General features: G+C 65.5%; 18 protein-coding genes and 1 pseudogene. 6 read left to right on the forward strand and 13 right to left on the reverse strand.

Translation table 11 applies throughout. From position 1 onward, the window contains the following. Positions 1 to 11: 11 nt before the first annotated feature. From JYA52_RS07170 to JYA52_RS07180, 3 genes are all read right to left on the reverse strand, one after another. Positions 12 to 236 carry a hypothetical protein gene (locus tag JYA52_RS07170; protein WP_205652500.1) on the reverse strand — a complete coding sequence of 75 codons (225 nt, stop codon included), beginning with the start codon at positions 234 to 236 and terminating at the stop codon, positions 12 to 14. Positions 237 to 764: 528 nt separating this feature from the next. After that, positions 765 to 1007 carry a hypothetical protein gene (locus tag JYA52_RS07175; protein ID WP_205652501.1) on the reverse strand — a complete coding sequence of 81 codons (243 nt, stop codon included), beginning with the start codon at positions 1005 to 1007 and terminating at the stop codon, positions 765 to 767. Between the two features lie 421 nt (positions 1008 to 1428). Next, complete coding sequence (locus JYA52_RS07180) at positions 1429 to 2103, reverse strand: DUF2306 domain-containing protein (protein WP_205652502.1); 675 nt, start codon at positions 2101 to 2103, stop codon at positions 1429 to 1431. Positions 2104 to 2209: 106 nt separating this feature from the next. Between JYA52_RS07180 and JYA52_RS07185 the strand changes: the two genes are divergently transcribed. Beyond that, positions 2210 to 2920 (forward strand): TetR/AcrR family transcriptional regulator C-terminal domain-containing protein, encoded by a 711-nt coding sequence (locus tag JYA52_RS07185; RefSeq protein ID WP_205652503.1) that lies wholly within the window; start codon positions 2210 to 2212, stop codon positions 2918 to 2920. 15 nt (positions 2921 to 2935) lie between these two features. On the opposite strand, the gene JYA52_RS07190 is transcribed toward JYA52_RS07185, so the two are convergent. The 3 genes from JYA52_RS07190 to JYA52_RS07200 all read right to left on the reverse strand — a co-directional run bounded on the left by JYA52_RS07190 (position 2936) and on the right by JYA52_RS07200 (position 7837). After that, entirely contained in the window at positions 2936 to 3727 is a 792-nt protein-coding gene (locus JYA52_RS07190) for a ZIP family metal transporter (protein WP_205652504.1), read from the reverse strand. Between the two features lie 236 nt (positions 3728 to 3963). Further along, a complete protein-coding gene (locus JYA52_RS07195) occupies positions 3964 to 4956 on the reverse strand; it encodes a zinc-binding dehydrogenase (protein ID WP_205652505.1) in 993 nt (330 codons plus the stop codon). A 4-nt stretch (positions 4957 to 4960) separates the two neighbouring features. After that, positions 4961 to 7837, reverse strand: a complete 2877-nt coding sequence (locus tag JYA52_RS07200; protein ID WP_205652506.1) for an FAD-binding and (Fe-S)-binding domain-containing protein — start codon at positions 7835 to 7837, stop codon at positions 4961 to 4963. Between the two features lie 48 nt (positions 7838 to 7885). Between JYA52_RS07200 and JYA52_RS07205 the strand changes: the two genes are divergently transcribed. The 3 genes from JYA52_RS07205 (at position 7886) to JYA52_RS07215 (ending at position 10915) form a co-directional block, all read left to right on the forward strand. Then, on the forward strand, positions 7886 to 8617 hold the full coding sequence (locus tag JYA52_RS07205; RefSeq protein WP_205652507.1) for a GntR family transcriptional regulator: 732 nt from the start codon (positions 7886 to 7888) through the stop codon (positions 8615 to 8617). 360 nt (positions 8618 to 8977) lie between these two features. Continuing rightward, positions 8978 to 9181: a hypothetical protein gene (locus tag JYA52_RS07210; RefSeq protein WP_205652508.1), complete on the forward strand. Its 204-nt coding sequence runs from the start codon at positions 8978 to 8980 to the stop codon at positions 9179 to 9181. Positions 9182 to 9628: 447 nt separating this feature from the next. After that, positions 9629 to 10915, forward strand: coding sequence for an ATP-binding protein (locus tag JYA52_RS07215; RefSeq protein WP_205652568.1), 1287 nt, complete (start codon positions 9629 to 9631; stop codon positions 10913 to 10915). Between the two features lie 27 nt (positions 10916 to 10942). On the opposite strand, the gene JYA52_RS07220 is transcribed toward JYA52_RS07215, so the two are convergent. The 6 genes and pseudogenes from JYA52_RS07220 to JYA52_RS07245 all read right to left on the reverse strand — a co-directional run. Then, positions 10943 to 11440 carry an SRPBCC family protein gene (locus tag JYA52_RS07220; RefSeq protein WP_205652509.1) on the reverse strand — a complete coding sequence of 166 codons (498 nt, stop codon included), beginning with the start codon at positions 11438 to 11440 and terminating at the stop codon, positions 10943 to 10945. A 13-nt stretch (positions 11441 to 11453) separates the two neighbouring features. Further along, positions 11454 to 11786 carry an ArsR/SmtB family transcription factor gene (locus JYA52_RS07225; RefSeq protein WP_205652510.1) on the reverse strand — a complete coding sequence of 111 codons (333 nt, stop codon included), beginning with the start codon at positions 11784 to 11786 and terminating at the stop codon, positions 11454 to 11456. A gap of 131 nt (positions 11787 to 11917) precedes the next feature. Then, positions 11918 to 12778: a phosphogluconate dehydrogenase C-terminal domain-containing protein gene (locus tag JYA52_RS07230; RefSeq protein ID WP_205652511.1), complete on the reverse strand. Its 861-nt coding sequence runs from the start codon at positions 12776 to 12778 to the stop codon at positions 11918 to 11920. A 1-nt stretch (position 12779) separates the two neighbouring features. Continuing rightward, entirely contained in the window at positions 12780 to 13580 is an 801-nt protein-coding gene (locus tag JYA52_RS07235; RefSeq protein WP_205652512.1) for a sugar phosphate isomerase/epimerase family protein, read from the reverse strand. Beyond that, complete coding sequence (locus JYA52_RS07240) at positions 13577 to 14431, reverse strand: triose-phosphate isomerase family protein (RefSeq protein ID WP_307869331.1); 855 nt, start codon at positions 14429 to 14431, stop codon at positions 13577 to 13579. Before JYA52_RS07240 ends, JYA52_RS07235 begins: the two co-directional genes overlap by 4 nt. After that, positions 14415 to 14771: pseudogene (locus JYA52_RS07245) on the reverse strand (RpiB/LacA/LacB family sugar-phosphate isomerase); the annotation flags it as partial. The pseudogene JYA52_RS07245 and the gene JYA52_RS07240, both read right to left, overlap by 17 nt. Between JYA52_RS07245 and JYA52_RS07250 the strand changes: the two are divergent. After that, the gene (locus tag JYA52_RS07250; RefSeq protein ID WP_205652514.1) at positions 14751 to 15401 is read left to right on the forward strand and encodes a FadR/GntR family transcriptional regulator; all 651 of its coding nucleotides are present in this window, start codon (positions 14751 to 14753) and stop codon (positions 15399 to 15401) included. The pseudogene JYA52_RS07245 and the gene JYA52_RS07250 sit on opposite strands and share 21 nt — an antisense overlap. A 72-nt stretch (positions 15402 to 15473) precedes the next feature. Here JYA52_RS07250 and JYA52_RS07255 read toward each other — a convergent pair whose 3' ends face one another. Beyond that, a complete protein-coding gene (locus tag JYA52_RS07255) occupies positions 15474 to 16160 on the reverse strand; it encodes a DUF2848 domain-containing protein (protein WP_205652515.1) in 687 nt (228 codons plus the stop codon). A gap of 153 nt (positions 16161 to 16313) precedes the next feature. Between JYA52_RS07255 and JYA52_RS07260 the strand changes: the two genes are divergently transcribed. Beyond that, entirely contained in the window at positions 16314 to 17735 is a 1422-nt protein-coding gene (locus tag JYA52_RS07260; RefSeq protein ID WP_205652516.1) for an MFS transporter, read from the forward strand.

Genomic DNA, 17735 nt, shown 5'->3' on the forward strand with positions numbered 1-17735 from the left:
TCGGCGAGGCCCTACATGTGTTCCGTCTTGGCTTCCTCGTCCGACGCCACGTCGGGTTCTTCGCTGCGGTCCAGGATCTGCCACACAATCACCGATGCCGTCACAGCGGCGGCCAAAATGCCGAGGACCAGCCACGCGGTCCTCGCAGCCCGCCCGCCCGCCCGGAGTTGCCGCTCCGCACGACTCAAAGCCTCCCGGGCGTCCATCCTCTTCGCAGCCTTGTTCACTCTAGTCATCTCCGCCTTCCGGACTCCGGCCGTATTTCGCCCAGCCTACTGGGCTCCTGAAAATACCCAAATAATACCCGGAGCGCGACGTGCCGGGCCGCAGACCGGCCCGCTGACGCCCTGGCACGTTTGAGGGCTGAGGCCACGCTGACGGCCCGGCTTGCACCCTTGTCGGCCGCCCGCAGCGGTGCTATAAAAACTTGTATCAGCGGACTGCATCGGATCAATGGCGATCACAGGAGGTGTGTGATGTTGATGATCAGGGGCCACGCAAAGCTTCACACGATTGTTCCAGACAAAGGAGAATCATCGACGACAGATCCACGCCTTAATGGACCGGGACGGGATGCCGGAACACGCTAACGCTGCCTCCAGGGGCGGTTAGCTTTTTGTGACGCCACAGCGCCTTGTAGCGCATTTTGCAGCAGCAGCGCGCGGACCCTCCCGCAAAGTGGTCCCCGGCCGTGCAGACGGTCGGGGACCGCACTACCCAGGGCCGCGGAGGGAGTCTGCGGCACCGCCCAGCCACGAACGTGGCTATTGATGGGATTCCAGATGGATCAGGCGTCGATCGTTGGTTTTGCGCTCGCCTACTTTGTCACAATAATTACCGTAATCATCCTGTTCCTGCCAGCCATTGCGATCTTCACAATCCTGTTGCTGCTGGCCGGAATAGCGCGTCTCGTGGGCCTCCTTTTTTCGGTGGCAGCGATCAGGCCGCTGCAAAGGCTGGGCCGCCGCATCAGGAAATCCGCGCACGAATTCCGGATGAGATCTCACGGGCCCACGAGATTACTGCCGCACTGATTTCATACGAGCTTCATCCCTGCCGGGGACGGCTTTATCCCTTGCGGGCATTGGTGCGTCAGGCCTGGGCTGTGCTGTGCCACCAGCCTTCCCAAGCAGCGGACGTCAACTGACCCTGCGGGAAATCAGCGGTGAAATCGGCACCGCCGAATTGGGAGTTTCCATCATTCTGCTGGGAACTGAAAGACTGACTCAAAGTATTCCAAAGCATGGCTTTTTCCTTTCGATGCATCCAGCGACTTGCATTTATCAATGTAGGAATTAGCGTAGCGAGGTCATGTTTCGTGACAGCGTCTGAACGTTTCGGCTTTGTATCCAGATGCTCACGCGCCTGTCAGAGGACGACGGCGGGACCTCCCGCCGCCGTCCTCTTAGGTCACCTTGCAGCGCAGACTCAAGCAGGCCTCTTGAGGCGCCGACGGATGAAACTCTCAGCCACTGCAAGGTTGATCACCCAGGCCGACCCCATAAGCACGGCCCGGGTCAGTTCGTCAGGCTGGCCGACCAGAAGAATCCACGGGATGGACACCAGAGCCTGGGTTCCCGCACCGATTCCGATGGCGTAGCCGCGGGCCATCCACGCACCGTGCCGGACAAAGTCACGGCACAGCACGGCGAGCATCCCCAAAACGATACTCATCACCATGGCCGAACCGAAGACCAGCCGGAGGATAAGGAGAACGTCGCCGTCCCCTTCCGGAAGGTCATAGAAAACCGCCATCCAGAGGCCTGACAGCGCGGCGAGCAGTCCTGCCGGAACCAGTACGCGGCCAGCGAGCCGATGCCAAGCAACCTTGCCGCGACTCCCCCGGCGGAGCGACGGAACGAACTGGAACGCCCCGAGCAGGCTGAACACGATGACCGCGGGGATGTGGACCAGCAAAGGCAGCGGCGAATCGAAGAACCGCGCATTTTCCGGGGTGACCTCGGCGCCTCCCGTCAACTGTGCAAGACGCAGGGTCCCGAAGATCACCGGGATGAGGCTGACAAGGATCAGGGCCACGGGGACGGGCCACTGGGCACGGGGGCGCCGGACAGAACGGGGGGAACTGGCAGTTACCGCTGGCATGGCGAGTCCTTCGGTTGCTGGTGTACGGCGTACACCTCAGATGCCTCGAAGTTAGGTGTACGCCGTACACTTGTCAAGGGGAACTGACCACCGGGAGGGTTTGACCATGACTCAGCAACGTGAGGAGACTCGGCGCGCGTCCCTGAACAGGGGCCGTGTCCTGGCTGCGGCCGTCGCGCTAGCGGATGACGCCGGCATCGAGTCGCTGAGCATGAGGCGGCTCGCCCAAGAGCTCGGCGTGGTGCCGATGGCGCTCTACAAGCATGTCGCAAACAAGGAGGAGCTACTCGACGGGATGGTCGAAGCCATGATCGGCGAGATTGATCCTCCAGCCGGCGGGGCAGACTGGAAGAACACGGTCCGGCTGAGGGTGCTTTCAGCGCGGCAGGCGCTGCTGCGGCACCCCTGGGCCCGCCCGGTCCTCGAATCCCGGACCAACAAGACGCCGACCGTGCTCGGATATATGGATTCGTTCGCCGGAATGTTCCTGGCGGGAGGCTTCTCGGCCGATCTCACCCACCATGTGATGCACGCCCTCGGCAGCCGCATGTGGGGATTCACGCAGGAGCTGTTCGACTCTCCTGACGGCGGGACCGTCGAAGCCGTTGTACCTGCGGAAGCGCAGGCCGCTATGTTCCGCCAGATGGCGGAGCAGTTTCCGAACATTGCGGCGATCGCCACGACCACGGCACACGACGAGGGTTCCGTGGTCGGGACGGGCTGCGACGACCAGTTCGAGTTCGAGTTCGCCCTCGACCTCCTCCTCGACGGTTTCGAGCGGCTGAGCAGGCAGGGCTGGACCTCAAACCACGCCTAGGCTGCGGATCCCGGATCAGGCGAGGGAGAGCACGAACGAAAGCACAAAGCCGGCGGCCGTACTGAGGGCCACGGCCGGGCCGCCATGCTCGTAGGCTTCGGGCATCAGGGTGTCCGCGAGCGAGGCAATCACGGCTCCTGCGGCGAACGCCAGCGGCAGCGAAATGGTCTCCGGATCGCTGCCGGACAGGGGTCCTGCCCCCAGCACCACGGCAGCCACGAGCAGCACGGCGCAGACGGTCCAGAGCCCCATGATCGCTCCGCCCGACCGGCCCTGGCTGCGCATGGACGATGCACCCACCAGCGCCTCCGGCAAATTGGAGACGAAGATAGCGGCAAGCAGCGCCAGCCCGCCGGTCCCCTCCCCCAGCGAAACGCCCAGTGCGATGTTCTCCGGAACTCCATCGAGCGTCACGGCGGCCAGCAGCGCCATCCCTGCCGCGCCACGCGTGGACACGGCGCCCGGCGCCTTCTCAGCGGCGGCAGCGTTGGTGTCCAGCTTGGCACTTCCCCGGAACTCGTCGGCAGGTATGTCCTGGGATCCCGGCTGCGCCCAGCGGTCAAGCAGCGCGCTCAGGGCAGTGAACACGACGGCACCGACCAGCAGTCCCAGCGCGGCCCGGACAATCCCGCCGCGCTGGTACGCATCCTCGAAAAGTTCGAAACTCAGCGCGGTGATCAGCGCCCCGGCGGCGAAGGAGAGCAGGATCGCGAGGAGCCGCTTCGGCAGTTCGAAACGGACACCAATAAGAGCGCCCACGATCAGGGCGCTCGAAGCCACCACGCCAAAAAGCAGCGACATCCCCACACGCACAGCTTAGGAGCGGCCGTCACACAGGGGAAGGGCTGGGGGCCGGTCCGTTGGCGGAATTGAAACAGCGCTGCTCAGGCTCGCGCGTGTTCGAGCAGCCTCGCCTTCCGTTCCACGCCGTCGCCGCCGCCAACGAAGCATATTCTGAAGAATCCGGACACCCGGAGCCCACCTGGAACGGACCGCCCTTCGTGGCGCAGAAGAGCTGGGGCTGGCTCCGCCTTGGGCACACGCTAGCGGCCGGCGAGACCGACCAGGATTTTCACTTTCCCATGCCCCTGCTCGCGCGCGACGTGCACGGCGCGGGGGAGATCTTCGAGGTCGTAACGCTCGCCGAGGCAGTAGTCGACCTCGATTCGTCCCTCGTGGATGTCCCGGACTGCGTCCCGAAAGGAGCGCAGTCCGGGTTCAGACTGCGTTGCTCCCGCCCACTGGATCCGGGCGACCTTGCGAAACGCGGCGTACTGCGGAAACTTGGCATCGCCAAGATGTTCCGGAAACCCGAAATAGCCGACGATACCCAGTGTGCGGACGGCCTCGATGGCATCCGCCCGGCACTGGTCGTACCCGGCCGCTTCGATGACAAGGTCTGCCCCGCCGCCACCCGTCATTTCCGCCACCGCGTCGACAATGGACTCCCCCGGTGCGTGGACCGTGGCGTCAGCACCGAGCCTGCCGGCAACAGCAAGGCGTTCCGCATTCAGGTCGGACACGATGATCTGCCGGAAGCCCATCTGCTTCGCGAGCTGAACGAAGAATAGCCCGGCGGACCCCGCACCAATGATCGCGCACGTGTCCTTGGCCCGTTCCTCCCCCTCCGGCCAGAATGTCCGCATCGCGTAGAGGGTGGTGCCGTACTGCTGGGCCATGAGGGCGCGTGCTGGATCTGCCCCGTCCGGTACCGGGACGAGGTAGGTGTCCCGGATCAGCTGCAGTTCTGCGAAGCATGCGCCCTCCGCGCCCCGGGGAACGGTCAGGACCCGGTCGCCGGGCCGGAAGTGCGGGGAACGGCTTGCCGCGACCAGGCCGATTCCTTCATGCCCGGGATAGCCCGGCTTCCCGAGCGCGGCCGGATTCTGGAAGCCGTCAAAGATGTTGTGGACGTCTGAGCCGCAAATCGAGGCCAGTTCCATCCGAACGACGACCTCGCCGTCGTTCTGCGCAACCGGCACGGGAAAGTCACCGACAGCTATCTTTCCGGGTTCCGGCATAAAGGCGGCTCGCATGGGTCTACTCCTCGAACGTTTCTACTGATGGGGTTGGCTGGGCGGCGGCATCGAGCAGCTGCGCCAGGTGGATTCCCCGCCTCTCGGCAAGGTCAGACAGCTGCGTCCGGCAAGAGTACCCGTCCGCCAGGATGACCGTCTTGGGGTCTGCCGACCGCACAGCGGGAAGAAGCTGCTGTTCGGCGACTGCCACGGACACCTCGTAATGGCCCTGTTCCACGCCGAAGTTTCCGGCGAGGCCACAGCATCCGCCAAGCTGCTGCACATCCGCGCCGGCCTGTTCCAGCAACTGCGCGTCGGGGCTCCAGCCCATGACGGCGTGATGATGGCAGTGGGGCTGTGCCACTACGGCCTTTCCTGCCAATGAAGGAGGCGTCCAGCCGGGAACCTTGGCCAGCAGTTCGGCGAGTGTATGGGTTGCCTCCGCGACGGGGCGCGCTACGTCTGCGCCGAGCAGCTCTGCGGCATCCGACCGGAGCACTCCTGTGCAGGACGGCTCCAGCCCCACGATCGGAATGCCTGAGGCGGCGAACTTTTGCAGTTCGCTGACGGTGTTGCCGAGGATCCTCCGGGCGCTGTCGAGCTGTCCGGTGGAGATCCACGTCAGGCCACAGCACAGCGGAGCGCTGGGGATTTGGACGTCGAATCCTGCGCTTTCCAATACGCGGACGGCGGACCGTCCCACTTCCGGCGTGAAGTAATTTGTGAAGGAATCCGCCCAGAGCAAGACCGGGCCTTGGGAGGCGGTGCCGGGAGGACGCCCCGCTGCGCCGCTGCCTGGCAGCCCCGTCCGCCGCCGGTCAAACCATGAGTGGAACGTCTGGACGGCAAAACTGGGAATGCTGCGGCGGGAATCTACTCCGGCCAGGCGGAGGCCAAGCGGTCCCAGCCCCGGCAGTTTCGTCGCCGCGTTGACCAGCCGGGGGAATCGCGAGGCCAGGCGGGCCCAGCGGGGCAGCCAGCCCAGGGAGTAGTGTGAGGCGGGCCGGAGGCGGCCCCGGTAACTCTGGTGCAGCGTCTCCGCTTTGTATGCGGCCATGTCCACACCCGTGGGGCAGTCTGACGCGCAGCCCTTGCATGAAAGACACAGGTCCAGGGCTTCGTGGACCTCGGGGGAACGCCATCCCTGCCCGCCACGGTTGATCATCTCCTGCAGGACCCTGGCACGGCCGCGGGTGGAGTCCTTCTCCTCGCGCGTGGCCAGGAACGACGGGCACATCACCTTTCCGTCCTCATTGTCAGCCCGGCATTTGCCGACGCCGGTGCACCGGTGCACGGCCTCGCTAAAGTCGCCTCCATCGTGCAGGTAACCGAATCCCAGGCCCTGGCGCAGCGGCCTCGCCTGGGCCACCCGCACGTCCGCGTCCAACGGCCGCGGCTCCACGATGATGCCGGGATTCAACAGCCCGTCGGGATCGAGGATCGCTTTGACCTTGCCGAAGAGTTCGATGGCCGAGGGCGAATACATGTAGGGAAGCAGCTCGCTTCTGGCACGCCCGTCACCGTGCTCGCCAGAGAGCGATCCGCCGTAGCGGGCGACCAGTTCGGCGGCCTCGGTCATGAACGTCCGGAACACAGCCGTGCCGTCGCTGCGGCCGAACGGGACGTCGAGGCGGACATGGACGCAGCCGTCTCCGAAATGGCCGTAGGGGAAACCAACAAGCCTGTGCTCGAGCAGCAGGTTGTCGAAGTCCCTCAGGTAGTCGCCGAGTTTCTCCGGCGGCACAGCGGAGTCCTCCCATCCCGAATGGGCAGGCAGGCCTGCCGGCGACCTGCCGGCAAGGCCGGCGCCGTCTTCGCGGATTTTCCACAGCGCTGACGCCTCGGCGGGGTCGGCCACAAGGCGGGCGGACACGGCGGAGGCGGCGCAAAGCCGGTGCGCCCGGTCGAGGACCTCCACTGGGTCATCCCCGGCAACCTCGACGAAAAGCCAGGCAGCCCCCGCGGGCAGCTCGGGCACAGCCCCCGGTCCTTTCTGGGCGCGGACGACGTCGACAATCCGGGAGTCCAGGCCCTCGCAGGCGGTGGGCCTGAACGGCATGACGTCCATCACAGCGTCACCCGCGGACCCGATATCCGCGAAGCCCAGGACCACCATGGTGCGGTATGCGGGGTCGGCGACGAGCCTTACGCCTGCTTCCAGGATCACCGCGAGGGTCCCCTCACTTCCAACAAGGGCCCGGCGCAGGTCAAACTGACGCTCCGGGAGCAGATGTTCCAGTGCATAACCGGACACCTGGCGACCGAACCGACCCAGTTCGGTTCTGATGGTGCCCAGCCCGCCCTGCACCAGCGTGCGCAGCGCCTCGGTTTCCGGAACGGCGGGCGTCCCGTCCGGTCCCAGCAGCAGGCGCTGTCCCGAGCCCGTCACCACGTCCAGGTGCTCGACGTTGTCCACCGTGCGGCCGTAGGCCAGCGTCCTGGATCCGCAAGCGTTGTTGCCGATCATCCCGCCGATGGTGCACCGGCTGTGCGTGGAAGGATCAGGACCAAAGCGCAGCCCCTCCGCCAATGCCCTTCTCTGCAGGACGGCATGAACTGCACCCGGCTGCACGACGGCAGTCCTCGTTTGGGGGTCCAGGCTCAGCACGTTATTCATGTGGCGGCTGAATTCCAACACCACACCGGAGCCGACGGCGTTTCCGGCCACCGATGTGCCGGCACCGCGGGAAGTTACCGGCATCCCCCGCTCCCTGCACATTTCCAGTGTTGTGAGAACGTCCTCCGCGCCCCGCGGGAAGACCACCATGGCAGGCCTGACGCGGTACAAGGAGGCATCGCTTGAGTATGCGGAGCGGGTGGTCTCGTCGTCACGAACGTCCTTGACGCCACGACGACGGAGGTCACCAGCCAATGAGGCGGGGAACGGAAGAGCGGTCATGAGTAACATGCTACATGTTAGGCCACGCCTCTCCTATAGACTTTTTCCGTGGCACCACCGTTACCGGCCCTCTCACCGCTGGACTCCAGACCCGATTCGCTCACGGAACGAACCATCGAAGCCGTGCGGCAGGGCGTGCGTTCGGGCGCGCTGCTGCCCGGGGAGCTCTATTCCGTGTACCGGCTGGCCGAGGAGCTGGGCATCTCCCGGAGCCCCGTGCGCGAGGCCCTGCTGCGCCTGGGCGAAACGGGGATGATCAGGTTTGAGCGGAACCGCGGTTTCCGCGTGGTCCTGCCCACCCCACACGACATTGCCGAAATCTTCTCCATCCGGCTGGCACTGGAGGTGCCCGCCGTCGGGCGCGCCACGCGTCAGGCCGACGGCAACGACCGGACGGCGGTGCAGGCGGAGTACGCCGCGATGGAAAAGGCCGCCGCCGCCAACGATGTGTCGCTGTTTGAATGGCACGACCAGAAACTGCACACCGCGCTGATGGACGCCGAGGGCAACAGCAGGACCAAGAGCATCGTCAACAACCTACGGGATGCCGTCCGGCTGGTGGACGCCTCCACCGTCGGCGTGGACCGGTCGCTGGAGGAAGTGCTGATCGACCACCTCCCCATCGTCCAGGCCTTTGAAGCATCCGACCCGAAGGCCGCGTCCTCTGCCATGGAGCAGCATCTACGGACAACGGGGCGCCTCCTGCTGCGCCGCGCCCTGCTGCAGCGGGGCGAAGACCCCAGTGAAGAATCAAACCTGTGGCGGCGTCTGGTCGGGTAACCCGAAGGCCTGCACGGCGGCCACCATCGCGCCAGGGGGGCGGTGCGAAAGCTGGCGTGTGAGCAGTCTCACGCGCAATGATCGCAAATCAGCTTGAGACGCTGGCGCCCCGCCGGGCATCATGGAAAGGACGGCCGGGAACACGATTTCCCGTCCGGCGAGGCCCTGACGTTCATGCTGACGCGTAGAGATTCAGTGGCTGAGAACCACAGCTGTACCCAACCTGGTGGACGCAAAGAGGCCTCGCCAGTGAGCTCACCCGAGCTTCACAGAGGTCTCCGATCGTTCACGGATTGACCCGTTCCGGGCTTCGCACCGACGCAAGGCCCATGACCGAATACACGAATGAGGCACCGAATAATGACGTTCGAAACCACTGACTCCGTCACCCTGAAGATCTGGGACCGGTCGGCCATCGACCACACACTGGATACGGTCGTGCAGGACCTGTCCGCCCGGGCGAACGCCCCCAAGCACAGCATTGCAGTGACCTGCAGCGGCCCCAACACCTTTACGGTCAGCCTGAACCGCAGCACCCCGACCTTCGAGGACGTTACGCGCTAGGCAACACTAGGCAACACCCGGGGTGGAATGCGAAGGACGACGGCGGGATGCTTTCCGGCCGTCGTCCTTTCGCTTCGCCGGCGACCAGGACAACCCAGGGCCAGGCCTTGAGCCATTGGCTTTTCCAATCTTTAACGTTCAGATCTGATCGCTTTTCCTGATGTAATTTTCCTTTCATACTGGACAGGGCTCACAACGACGTGACGCCTGCCCACGCTTCGGCGCGCAGCCACCCCGACAAGAAGGCGACGGATCCAATGACGGCTCTGATTTCCCCCCAAACCACTGACGTACAGCAGCGGCGCGAAGCCGATCCGATCCTCCCGGGAGAGAACTTTGACTGCAGTACCGGGGAGGAATGCTTCTTCTGCGCTTGCCCAGAAACGGATTGAGATGACGGCCACCACTGCCGCGGACACGGTCGTGACAGCCGCCGGAAGGCCCGTCATCCAGCCTTGGAGCGTCCGCGACTTTCACTCGGATGATCTCGACCAGCTCATCAGCGTCTGGCAGGACTCCAGGACACCGGGTGCCCACCCCGTCTACAGCCTCGCGGAGATCATCGATGCGTGCTCCAACGGAGTGGCGGTCGTCGCCGCGAGGGAAGGACGGGTCGTCGGGGCGGCAGCGTGCAGAATCTACGATGGCCGGGCCTGGATGGTCCTGCTCGCACAGGACCGCGAGTGGCGCGACCAGGGGCTCGGGAGCGCACTCCTGGCCGGGATGGAAGACAGGCTCACCAGCCAGGGCATCCGGCGGATCTCGGCGCTCCTGCCAGCGTCGGAAACCAGGGTCCGCGCCTTCCGCAACAGCGAGTACAGGGTGGAGGAAGACCTCCACTACTTTGAGAGAACCATCCCGTTGCAGCCCCGCGAGCGGGAGCCGCTGAGCCAGCTGGGTGGCCGCCTCCTCCCCCACGGCCTCTGGGAAGCGCTGGCCGGAATGCAGCGCGAAAAAGCGCTGATCGAACAGCGGCTGATCCTGCCGCTGGCACGCACCGAGCTCGCCAAGTCCCTGGGCGTGACCCCGCCGCGCTCCGTGGTCCTGTTCGGGCCTCCCGGCACGGGCAAAACCACCTTCGCCAAGGCGGTTGCCTCCCGGCTCGACTGGCCTTTTGTCGAAGTCTTCCCGTCCCGGCTCGCCTCCGACCCCCAGGGTCTCGCCGGTGCCCTGCGGCAGATATTCCTCGAGATCAGCCGCCTCGAACATGCCGTTGTGTTCATCGATGAGGTCGAAGAAATAGCCGCCGCCCGCACAGGGGAGGCATCGTCTGCCCTCCAGGGGGTCACCAACGAACTCCTGAAGATCATCCCGGCGTTCCGGGAAAAGGAAGGCCGCCTGCTGATCTGCGCCACGAACTTCATCCGTTCGCTGGATAAGGCCTTCCTCCGCCACGGCCGCTTCGACTATGTCATTCCCATCGGCCCGCCGGACCTGGACGCCCGCAGAGCAATCTGGAACCGCTACATTCCGCCGGCCGTGTCCCCGCAGATCGACCTGGAGGCCCTGGCCCTGGCCAGCGAGCGGTTCTCGCCGGCGGATATCGAGTTTGCGGCGAGGAAGGCTTCCCAGCAGGCCCTCGAACGTGCGGTGCAGGCACCGCAGCCGGTGCCGGAGGAACAGGTCCTGACGACCCACGCCTACTTGCAGGCCATCGAGGGGACCCGCGCCACCGTCACCGAACCGGTGGTCAAGGACTTCCTGGAGGACATCGAACGGATTGCCAGGGTGTAGCCGGCGCTGGGGGTGGCCAAAGCCCGCTCAGGCGCGGGAGTGTTCGGCAAGGAGGGCGTCGATCTGGCCTGCCGCCTCCTGCATGCCCTCCTCCATGCCCATGTCGATCATCCTGCCCATCTGTTCCTCGGACTCGAATTTAGACAGGACGGACATCCGGGTGCGGCCGCCGATGTCCTCCAGCGTGACGGTCGCATGCATAGTGCCCATCTCCGCGTCCGGAGCGCCGTTGTCGTCCGCGAACCCGTCGTCAAACTCGAGGCGGTACGGGGCCTCGATGCTGGTGATCCGCCACCAGCCGCCGGCCTTCTCGCCTTCGGGGCCGGTCATGTAGTAACTGGCCTCGCCACCCGGGGTGAACTCGTGCTTGCTGAACGTGGCCGGCCAGGTGGGCGGACCCCACCAGCGTTCAAGCTGCCGTGGGTCTTCCCAGATCTGCCAGACCCGCTCGACATCGGCGTCGAACTCGGCCACGAGGGTGTAGCTCAGCGTCTCGGGATTCTTCGTGGAACTGATAACCGTCATTGCCGGACCCTTCCTATTCTTCAGCGAGGATGTCGGCAATCCGCCCGGCGCGCTGCCGCCAGATCGCCTCGTATTCATCAAGCAGACGCCGGGCTTTCTGCAGGCCTTCATGGTTGCCCCGCACGATCTGCTCCCTTCCGCGCTTTTCCTTCGTAACGAGGGACGCGCGCTCCAACACCGCCACGTGCTTCTGAACGGCGGCGAAGCTCATGGTGTAGAGGGCGGAAAGGCCGGACACTGAGTATTCACCCACGCCCACCCGGCGCATGATGTCCCGGCGGGTGGCATCGGCGAACGCCTGGAAGAGGCGGTCAAGTTCAGCATCGCCCATCTGATCTACAACCATTTGGTTGTAGGGTATGCCGGTGGGGTCCGCGTGTCAACGACAAATTCGCTGCCGCCCGTAACGCAAAAAGGCCGACGGCGGGAACGTCCCGCCGTCGACCTCGTTGTTGGTGCGTATGGCCGCTGACCGGCTTAGCGCTTGACTGCGTCCAGCTTGAGCATCTTGGCGATGACGCCGTCGAGCTCGGAATCGTCGAAGATCTTCTTCCAGTCGTCCTTGATGATGGTGTCCTTGCCGTACTGGATGGCGATTTCGCAGGCCTCGGAGAACGGGTTGGAGCCGCGCAGGGCGTTGGTGAGGGCGATCTGGACGTGGCCGAACAGCATGGCCTTGGCGGCTTCCTCCGGGACGCCGCAGGTGTTGACGGTCTCGTGCAGGGCCTCGTTGAGGAGGGTGCCGATCATGCAGGCCACGGTCTCCACCAGGGTGGGCTCGAGGATGGCGAGCTGCTTGACGGTGACCCAGTGGACGTCGATCACGGGGGCGTAGATGGTGCGGATGACGGCCTCGGCCGAATCGCGGGTTGCTGCCGGGGTGTCCTCGTCGATCGCGGCGACGACGTTCTGCGGGGCGCCCTGGCCGCCGAAGGTGTCGGCCCATTCTTCCTTGGTGGTGCGCTCCAGGAACACGGACGGGTGGCACGGGTGCGCCACGGCCTGGACCACGTCGTCGCGCTTGGCCAGCAGGCCGGCGTAGGCGGCTGCGGGGTCAAGGGTGAGGAGGATGGCGCCGGACTTCATCTGCGGAACCACGCCCTGGGACGCGACGCCCAGTACGGTGTCGGGGACGGCGAGGATCACGACGTCGGCGTCCTTGATGGCGTCCTCGGTGCTGCTGATCTCGCGTCCTTCGGCGCGGACGCGTTCCTGCCCGGCGGGCGAGTTCTCGCTGTAGAAGACAGTGTGGGCGCTCTTCTGGAGGTTGGCTGAAACACGCAGCCCCATTTTGCCTCCGGCTCCGACGACGGCGACGGTCAAGTTTTCTGCTGACATTTCATTTGCTCCTTAGGAAATCGATGCTCTGTTGGGTCCACTGGTTTTCGAGGCGGATGGTGTCCGCCTCGGAGTCCTGCCACGGCAGCCAGTGTTCGACGATCTGGTTGATGTTTCTTTCGTGGGGCTGAATCTTTCCGGCCATGTAGTCATAGTCGAGAAGGCCTTCGCCGAGCGGTGCGCCGGAGTATGTGAAGCCCACCCACCCCTCCTTGCGGCTGAACGCAAAGTCTTTGATGTGCATGTTCAGGACATACGGCGCGACGGCGTCAATCACCTCGCGCGGCATCTCCAGTGCCGCCACGGTGTTGGCAGGGTCGCTGCAGATTCCCAGGTAGGGGCTGTCCACGCCGCGGATGACCTCCAGGATGCGGGAGGTGGGCACCTGTTCGTAGGTTTCCACCGCGATCTTCACCCCGGCCGCCTCGAATTCCGGCAGCACCTCCTTGAAGATCGCCACCGCCTCCTCCGCAGCGGGGGTATGCCCGGGAACGTTGAACATGGTCCGCAGCAGCGGTGCGCCCAGGATCCCGGCGATGTGCAGGAACTTCCGCAGGTGCTCCGGACGGATGCCTTTGGTGCCCAGCTCGAGTGCGATGCCCAGGCGGTCGGCCGTGGCCCGGATCTCCTTGAGCTCCGAGTCCGTCATGCCTTCCAGCGGCGCGTAGTCGCAGATCTGGAAGAGCTCCACGCTCAAGGCCGCGGTACGTTCCAGGGCCTGGTGGATGGTGAGGGGTTCGGAAACCTTGTCAGAGAGTTGCCAGAAGAAGGCGTAGCTGCTGAGTCCGATGGTTGAACTCATGCCCTTCCTCCCACGGGTTCCAGCAGGCGGGGTTCCAGCAGACCGAGCCGTTCGGCGGCCTCGTCCAGGATGGTCTTGAGCGCCCTCGGGTCGTGCGCGAACCTGCCCAGGAAGAGCCCGGCGACGGCGGGGTCCAGCTGGCTGATGAGGCCCGGGCCGGCGCTGCCTCCGTAAATGACACGGCTGTCGGCCTGGCCGGGCAGGGTGCGCAGGTGCGCGTCCAGGCCGGCGATGACGGCGCTGATGTACTGCGGGGTTGCGGGTTCGGGTGCGCCGATGGCCCACTGCGACTCGTAGGCCACGATGGTCCGGGCGGCGGGCCCGAGCGACTGTGCGCGGTTCAGCGCGGCATCGATCTCGGCGGTGCAGCGGGTGACGGCTTCCTCCACGGAGCCTTGCTGCAGTTCGCCGACGCAGAGGACAGGGGTGAGGCCGTTGCGGTAGGCAGCGGCAGTCTTGAGCCCGATGACCCTGTCGTCCTCGCCGAAGATCCGGCGGCGCTCGGCGTGGCCGACCTCCGCGTACCTGCCGCCGAGCTCGGCCACCGTCTTGCCGCCGACCTCGCCGGTGAAGGCCCCTTCGTCCTCCCAAAAGATGTCCTGGGCGCCGGCGGCTGCTCCGGCGGTCCCGAGGATGCGGGCCGCTTCGGGCAATACGGGCAGGGTGGGCAGCACGAACAGCTCGATGTCACCGCTCTGGACGGCCGGGTGCGCGAACGCGATGGTGGCCACTTCGCGGCAGTACTCGAGGGTGCGTTCGTAGCCGAAGTACATCTTCAGGCTGACGCCGATCACTGCACTGGGGCGCTGAGGGCCGGTTGCGCCGGCGCGGCGGTTAGCAGGAAGTGACACCTTCATAGTCCTTAATCAGGGTGACTTTCTCGGCCGAGGCGGAGCTTTCGTCAAATGTGTAGGTGAGCCATTCGCGGGCGAGCCGACGGGCCAGTTCGAGGCCGACGACGCGCTGGCCGAAGGTGAGGACCTGGGCGTTATTGCTCAGCACGGACCGTTCCACCGAGAAGCTGTCGTGCGCGGTGACGGCGCGAACGCCGGGGACCTTGTTCGCGGCGATGGCGACGCCGAGCCCGGTGCCGCAGACGAGAAGCGCGCGGTCGGCCTTGCCGGCGGCGATCAGTTCGGCGGCGGCAATGGCCACGGACGGGTAGGGCGTGTGGCTCGTGGCGTCGCCCCCGGAACGCGCCTGCCGGCCGAGCGCACGCTGGCCGCATCCCTGGGAGTGGGCCGCTCGGCCGTCCGCGAGGCGCTGGCCGCCCTCGAGATCCTCGGTATCGTGGTTGTCCGGCCCGGCTCCGGAACGTACCTTCGCGACGGCGTCTCAGAGCTGCTCCCCCGCACCCTCAGCTGGGGGCTCATGCTCGGCGCCCCCCGGACCCGGGAACTGGTGGAGCTCCGCGGCGGGCTTGAAGTGCAGGCAGCCCAGCTGGCGGCGCAGCGGATCAGCGATGAGGCGTTGGACCGCATGCAGGCCAATCTGGACACCATGGAACAGAGCCTTGATGACCTCAAGGCATTCGTGGAGGCGGATGCCGCTTTCCACCGCGAAATTGCGGCCAGCTCAGGCAACCAGGTCCTCGAAGAGTTGCTTCAAAGCATCCGTTCGCTGCTGCGGATCTGGGTGGACCGCGCCCTGACCGACGAAGGGCACGCGGCCGCCGCCCTCGCCGAGCACACGGAAATCTTCCGCGCACTCAAGTCCCGGGATGACGCCGCGGTCACCGCGACAATGCGCTCCCACATGAAGACGGCTGCCAGGCGCCTGCTGGCGGGCTACGACGCCGACCGCCTTGAGGCCGGCGAGTAACCGGCAAACGGAAGAGGGCGACGGCGGGAAGCTTCCCGCCGTCGACCTCTTCCGTTTTACAGAAACGGCGGTTCAGCCGATGGGCTCTGCCATCTGCTCCACGACGTACTGGGCATCCACCGAGTGGCCGGTCACAGGGTCGGCCATTTCCACTTTCCAACTGCGGGCAAATTGATCCACGCCGCTGGTCATGGCCACTGTGCCGGAGATCAGGACGGTTCCAGGCTCATTCAGTCCGCGTTCAGTGAGGACGCCCAGCCAGTAGTCCGGGGTCAGCAGAGCCCCCAGCGCGCTGTCCTGGATGAGGGTATCCGGAGTGTCCCCCTTCCCCACCCAGCCCTTCAGGGTGATCTGGTCCAGATGGTCCCGCACGTCATCCAGGCGCCAGGCCTTGCGCCCCAAAACGTCCGGGCTGGCGTTCTTGCTCCACGCCACGCCATGCACTTCGAGCTCCCGGTCGGTATGGTCGCAGGCCACGGTGAGCAGCACGCCTTCCTCGGTGATAACAAGGGCCCACTCGGCCTCCCCTGATGTCCGTCCGTGCTGCACCTGAATCTCCGTTACCTGCTGCGCCAGATAGGGGGACACTGGGTAGAGGGCGGGAGTAGTGGCGGGGCCCGGAACGCCAAGTTCAGCCAGCTCGGCTATGTGGGCCTGGACCTCATCCTGCTCGCGCCCCGCATAACCAGCGTTCAGGAGGTGCTTGACCTCTACGTTCCGGGTGCTGCCGTCGGGAAGTTGAAAGCTCAGAGTCGTCATCGTGGATCCGTCCTTTGCATGTGCTGCCGAAAAAACTTTTACAAACCAGAAACCGGAAACGGTCGCCAATGTACATCCAGTATGCGTAATGTATACATTTAACGCCAGCGTGACAGGCGTCACTTCATAAAAACCCTCATGGAGGACAACACCATGGCCAACCACCCAGTTCCGGCTTCCGGCCCAGCGCCGCATCCGCACCCGCAGCCGCAGCCGCAGCCGCAGCCGCACCCGACGATTCACCCCAAGGGCCTGTTCAAGGCCTTCGCGGCCAGCCTCACCGGCACCGCGCTCGAGTGGTACGACTTCGCCGTCTACTCGGCGGCGGCCGCCGTCGTATTTCCCATCGTCTTCTTCCCGGCGTCCGATCCCCTGACCGGCACCATCCTTGCCTTCTCCACTTACGCGGTGGGCTACGTTTCCCGCCCGGTCGGCGGCATCATCTTCGGCAGGCTCGGGGACCGCATCGGCCGCAAAAAGGTCCTGGTGACCACCCTAATGATCATCGGCGTGGCCACGGTGCTGATCGGCGTGCTCCCGGGGTACGCCAGCATCGGCATCGTCGCCCCCATCATCCTGGTCTTGCTGCGGTTCGCCCAGGGCGTGGGCGTGGGCGGCGAATGGGGCGGCGCCGTCCTCCTCTCCAGCGAATACGGCGATCCCCACCGCCGCGGCTTCTGGGCCTCCGCAGCCCAGGTGGGCCCGCCCGCCGGCAACCTCCTGGCCAACGGCGCCCTGGCCGTCCTGACCCTCGCACTCACCGAGGAGCAGTTCCTCAGCTTCGGCTGGCGCATCGCCTTCCTCGTGTCGGCCCTACTGGTCGCATTCGGCCTCTGGATCCGGCTGAGGCTCGAGGACACTCCCGTCTTCAAGGCAATCCAGGCGCACGGCGAGCAGCCCCACGCCCCGATTCAGGAGGTCTTCCGCAAGGAACTCCGCCCACTGATCGCTGCCATCCTGTGCCGCGTGGGCCCGGATGTGCTGTACGCGCTGTTTACCGTTTTCACGCTCACCTACGGCATTCAGGTACTGGGCTACGAACGCAACCAGGTGCTCACGGCCGTCCTGGTCGGCTCCGCATTCCAGCTGTTCATGATCCCGCTGGCGGGGGCCGTCTCCGACCGCTTCAACCGCCGCCTGGTGTACGGCGTCGGCGCTGTGGTGGGTGCAGTCTGGACGTTCGTCTTCTTCGGCATCCTGGGCGGAAACAACCAGCCGATGCTCATCATCGGCATCGTCCTGGGCCTGATGGCGCACTCCTTCATGTACGGCCCCCAGGCCGCCTTCATCGTGGAGCAGTTCTCCCCGAGGCTCCGCTCCACCGGAAGCTCGCTGGCCTACACTTTCGCCGGCGTAATCGGCGGCGCCATCGCCCCGCTGATGTTCACGCTGCTGCTGTCCCAGTTCGGCACCTGGATTCCGGTGGCCATCTACGTTGCCGTGGCCGCGGCCGTCACCTTGGTGGGACTGGCCCTCGGCCGGGACAACGACACCGTGGAGGACCTGGACTACCGCCTGCTGCTGGAAGGAACCGGGGCGGCAACCCAGCCGTCCGGCGCCGCGGAATCCAAATAG

Origin of the sequence: Arthrobacter pascens, from assembly GCF_017052465.1 — a bacterium.
Classification (GTDB): domain Bacteria; phylum Actinomycetota; class Actinomycetes; order Actinomycetales; family Micrococcaceae; genus Arthrobacter; species Arthrobacter pascens.

Coding starts and splice junctions, on each gene's coding strand:
- JYA52_RS07170 (WP_205652500.1), bottom strand. CDS start 236: ATGACTAGAGTGAACAAGGCTGCGAAGAGGATGGACGCCCGGGAGGCT.
- JYA52_RS07180 (WP_205652502.1), bottom strand. CDS start 2,103: ATGCCAGCGGTAACTGCCAGTTCCCCCCGTTCTGTCCGGCGCCCCCGT.
- JYA52_RS07185 (WP_205652503.1), top strand. CDS start 2,210: ATGACTCAGCAACGTGAGGAGACTCGGCGCGCGTCCCTGAACAGGGGC.
- JYA52_RS07195 (WP_205652505.1), bottom strand. CDS start 4,956: ATGCGAGCCGCCTTTATGCCGGAACCCGGAAAGATAGCTGTCGGTGAC.
- JYA52_RS07200 (WP_205652506.1), bottom strand. CDS start 7,837: ATGACCGCTCTTCCGTTCCCCGCCTCATTGGCTGGTGACCTCCGTCGT.
- JYA52_RS07210 (WP_205652508.1), top strand. CDS start 8,978: ATGACGTTCGAAACCACTGACTCCGTCACCCTGAAGATCTGGGACCGG.
- JYA52_RS07220 (WP_205652509.1), bottom strand. CDS start 11,440: ATGACGGTTATCAGTTCCACGAAGAATCCCGAGACGCTGAGCTACACC.
- JYA52_RS07225 (WP_205652510.1), bottom strand. CDS start 11,786: ATGGTTGTAGATCAGATGGGCGATGCTGAACTTGACCGCCTCTTCCAG.
- JYA52_RS07230 (WP_205652511.1), bottom strand. CDS start 12,778: ATGTCAGCAGAAAACTTGACCGTCGCCGTCGTCGGAGCCGGAGGCAAA.
- JYA52_RS07235 (WP_205652512.1), bottom strand. CDS start 13,580: ATGAGTTCAACCATCGGACTCAGCAGCTACGCCTTCTTCTGGCAACTC.
- JYA52_RS07255 (WP_205652515.1), bottom strand. CDS start 16,160: ATGACGACTCTGAGCTTTCAACTTCCCGACGGCAGCACCCGGAACGTA.
- JYA52_RS07260 (WP_205652516.1), top strand. CDS start 16,314: ATGGCCAACCACCCAGTTCCGGCTTCCGGCCCAGCGCCGCATCCGCAC.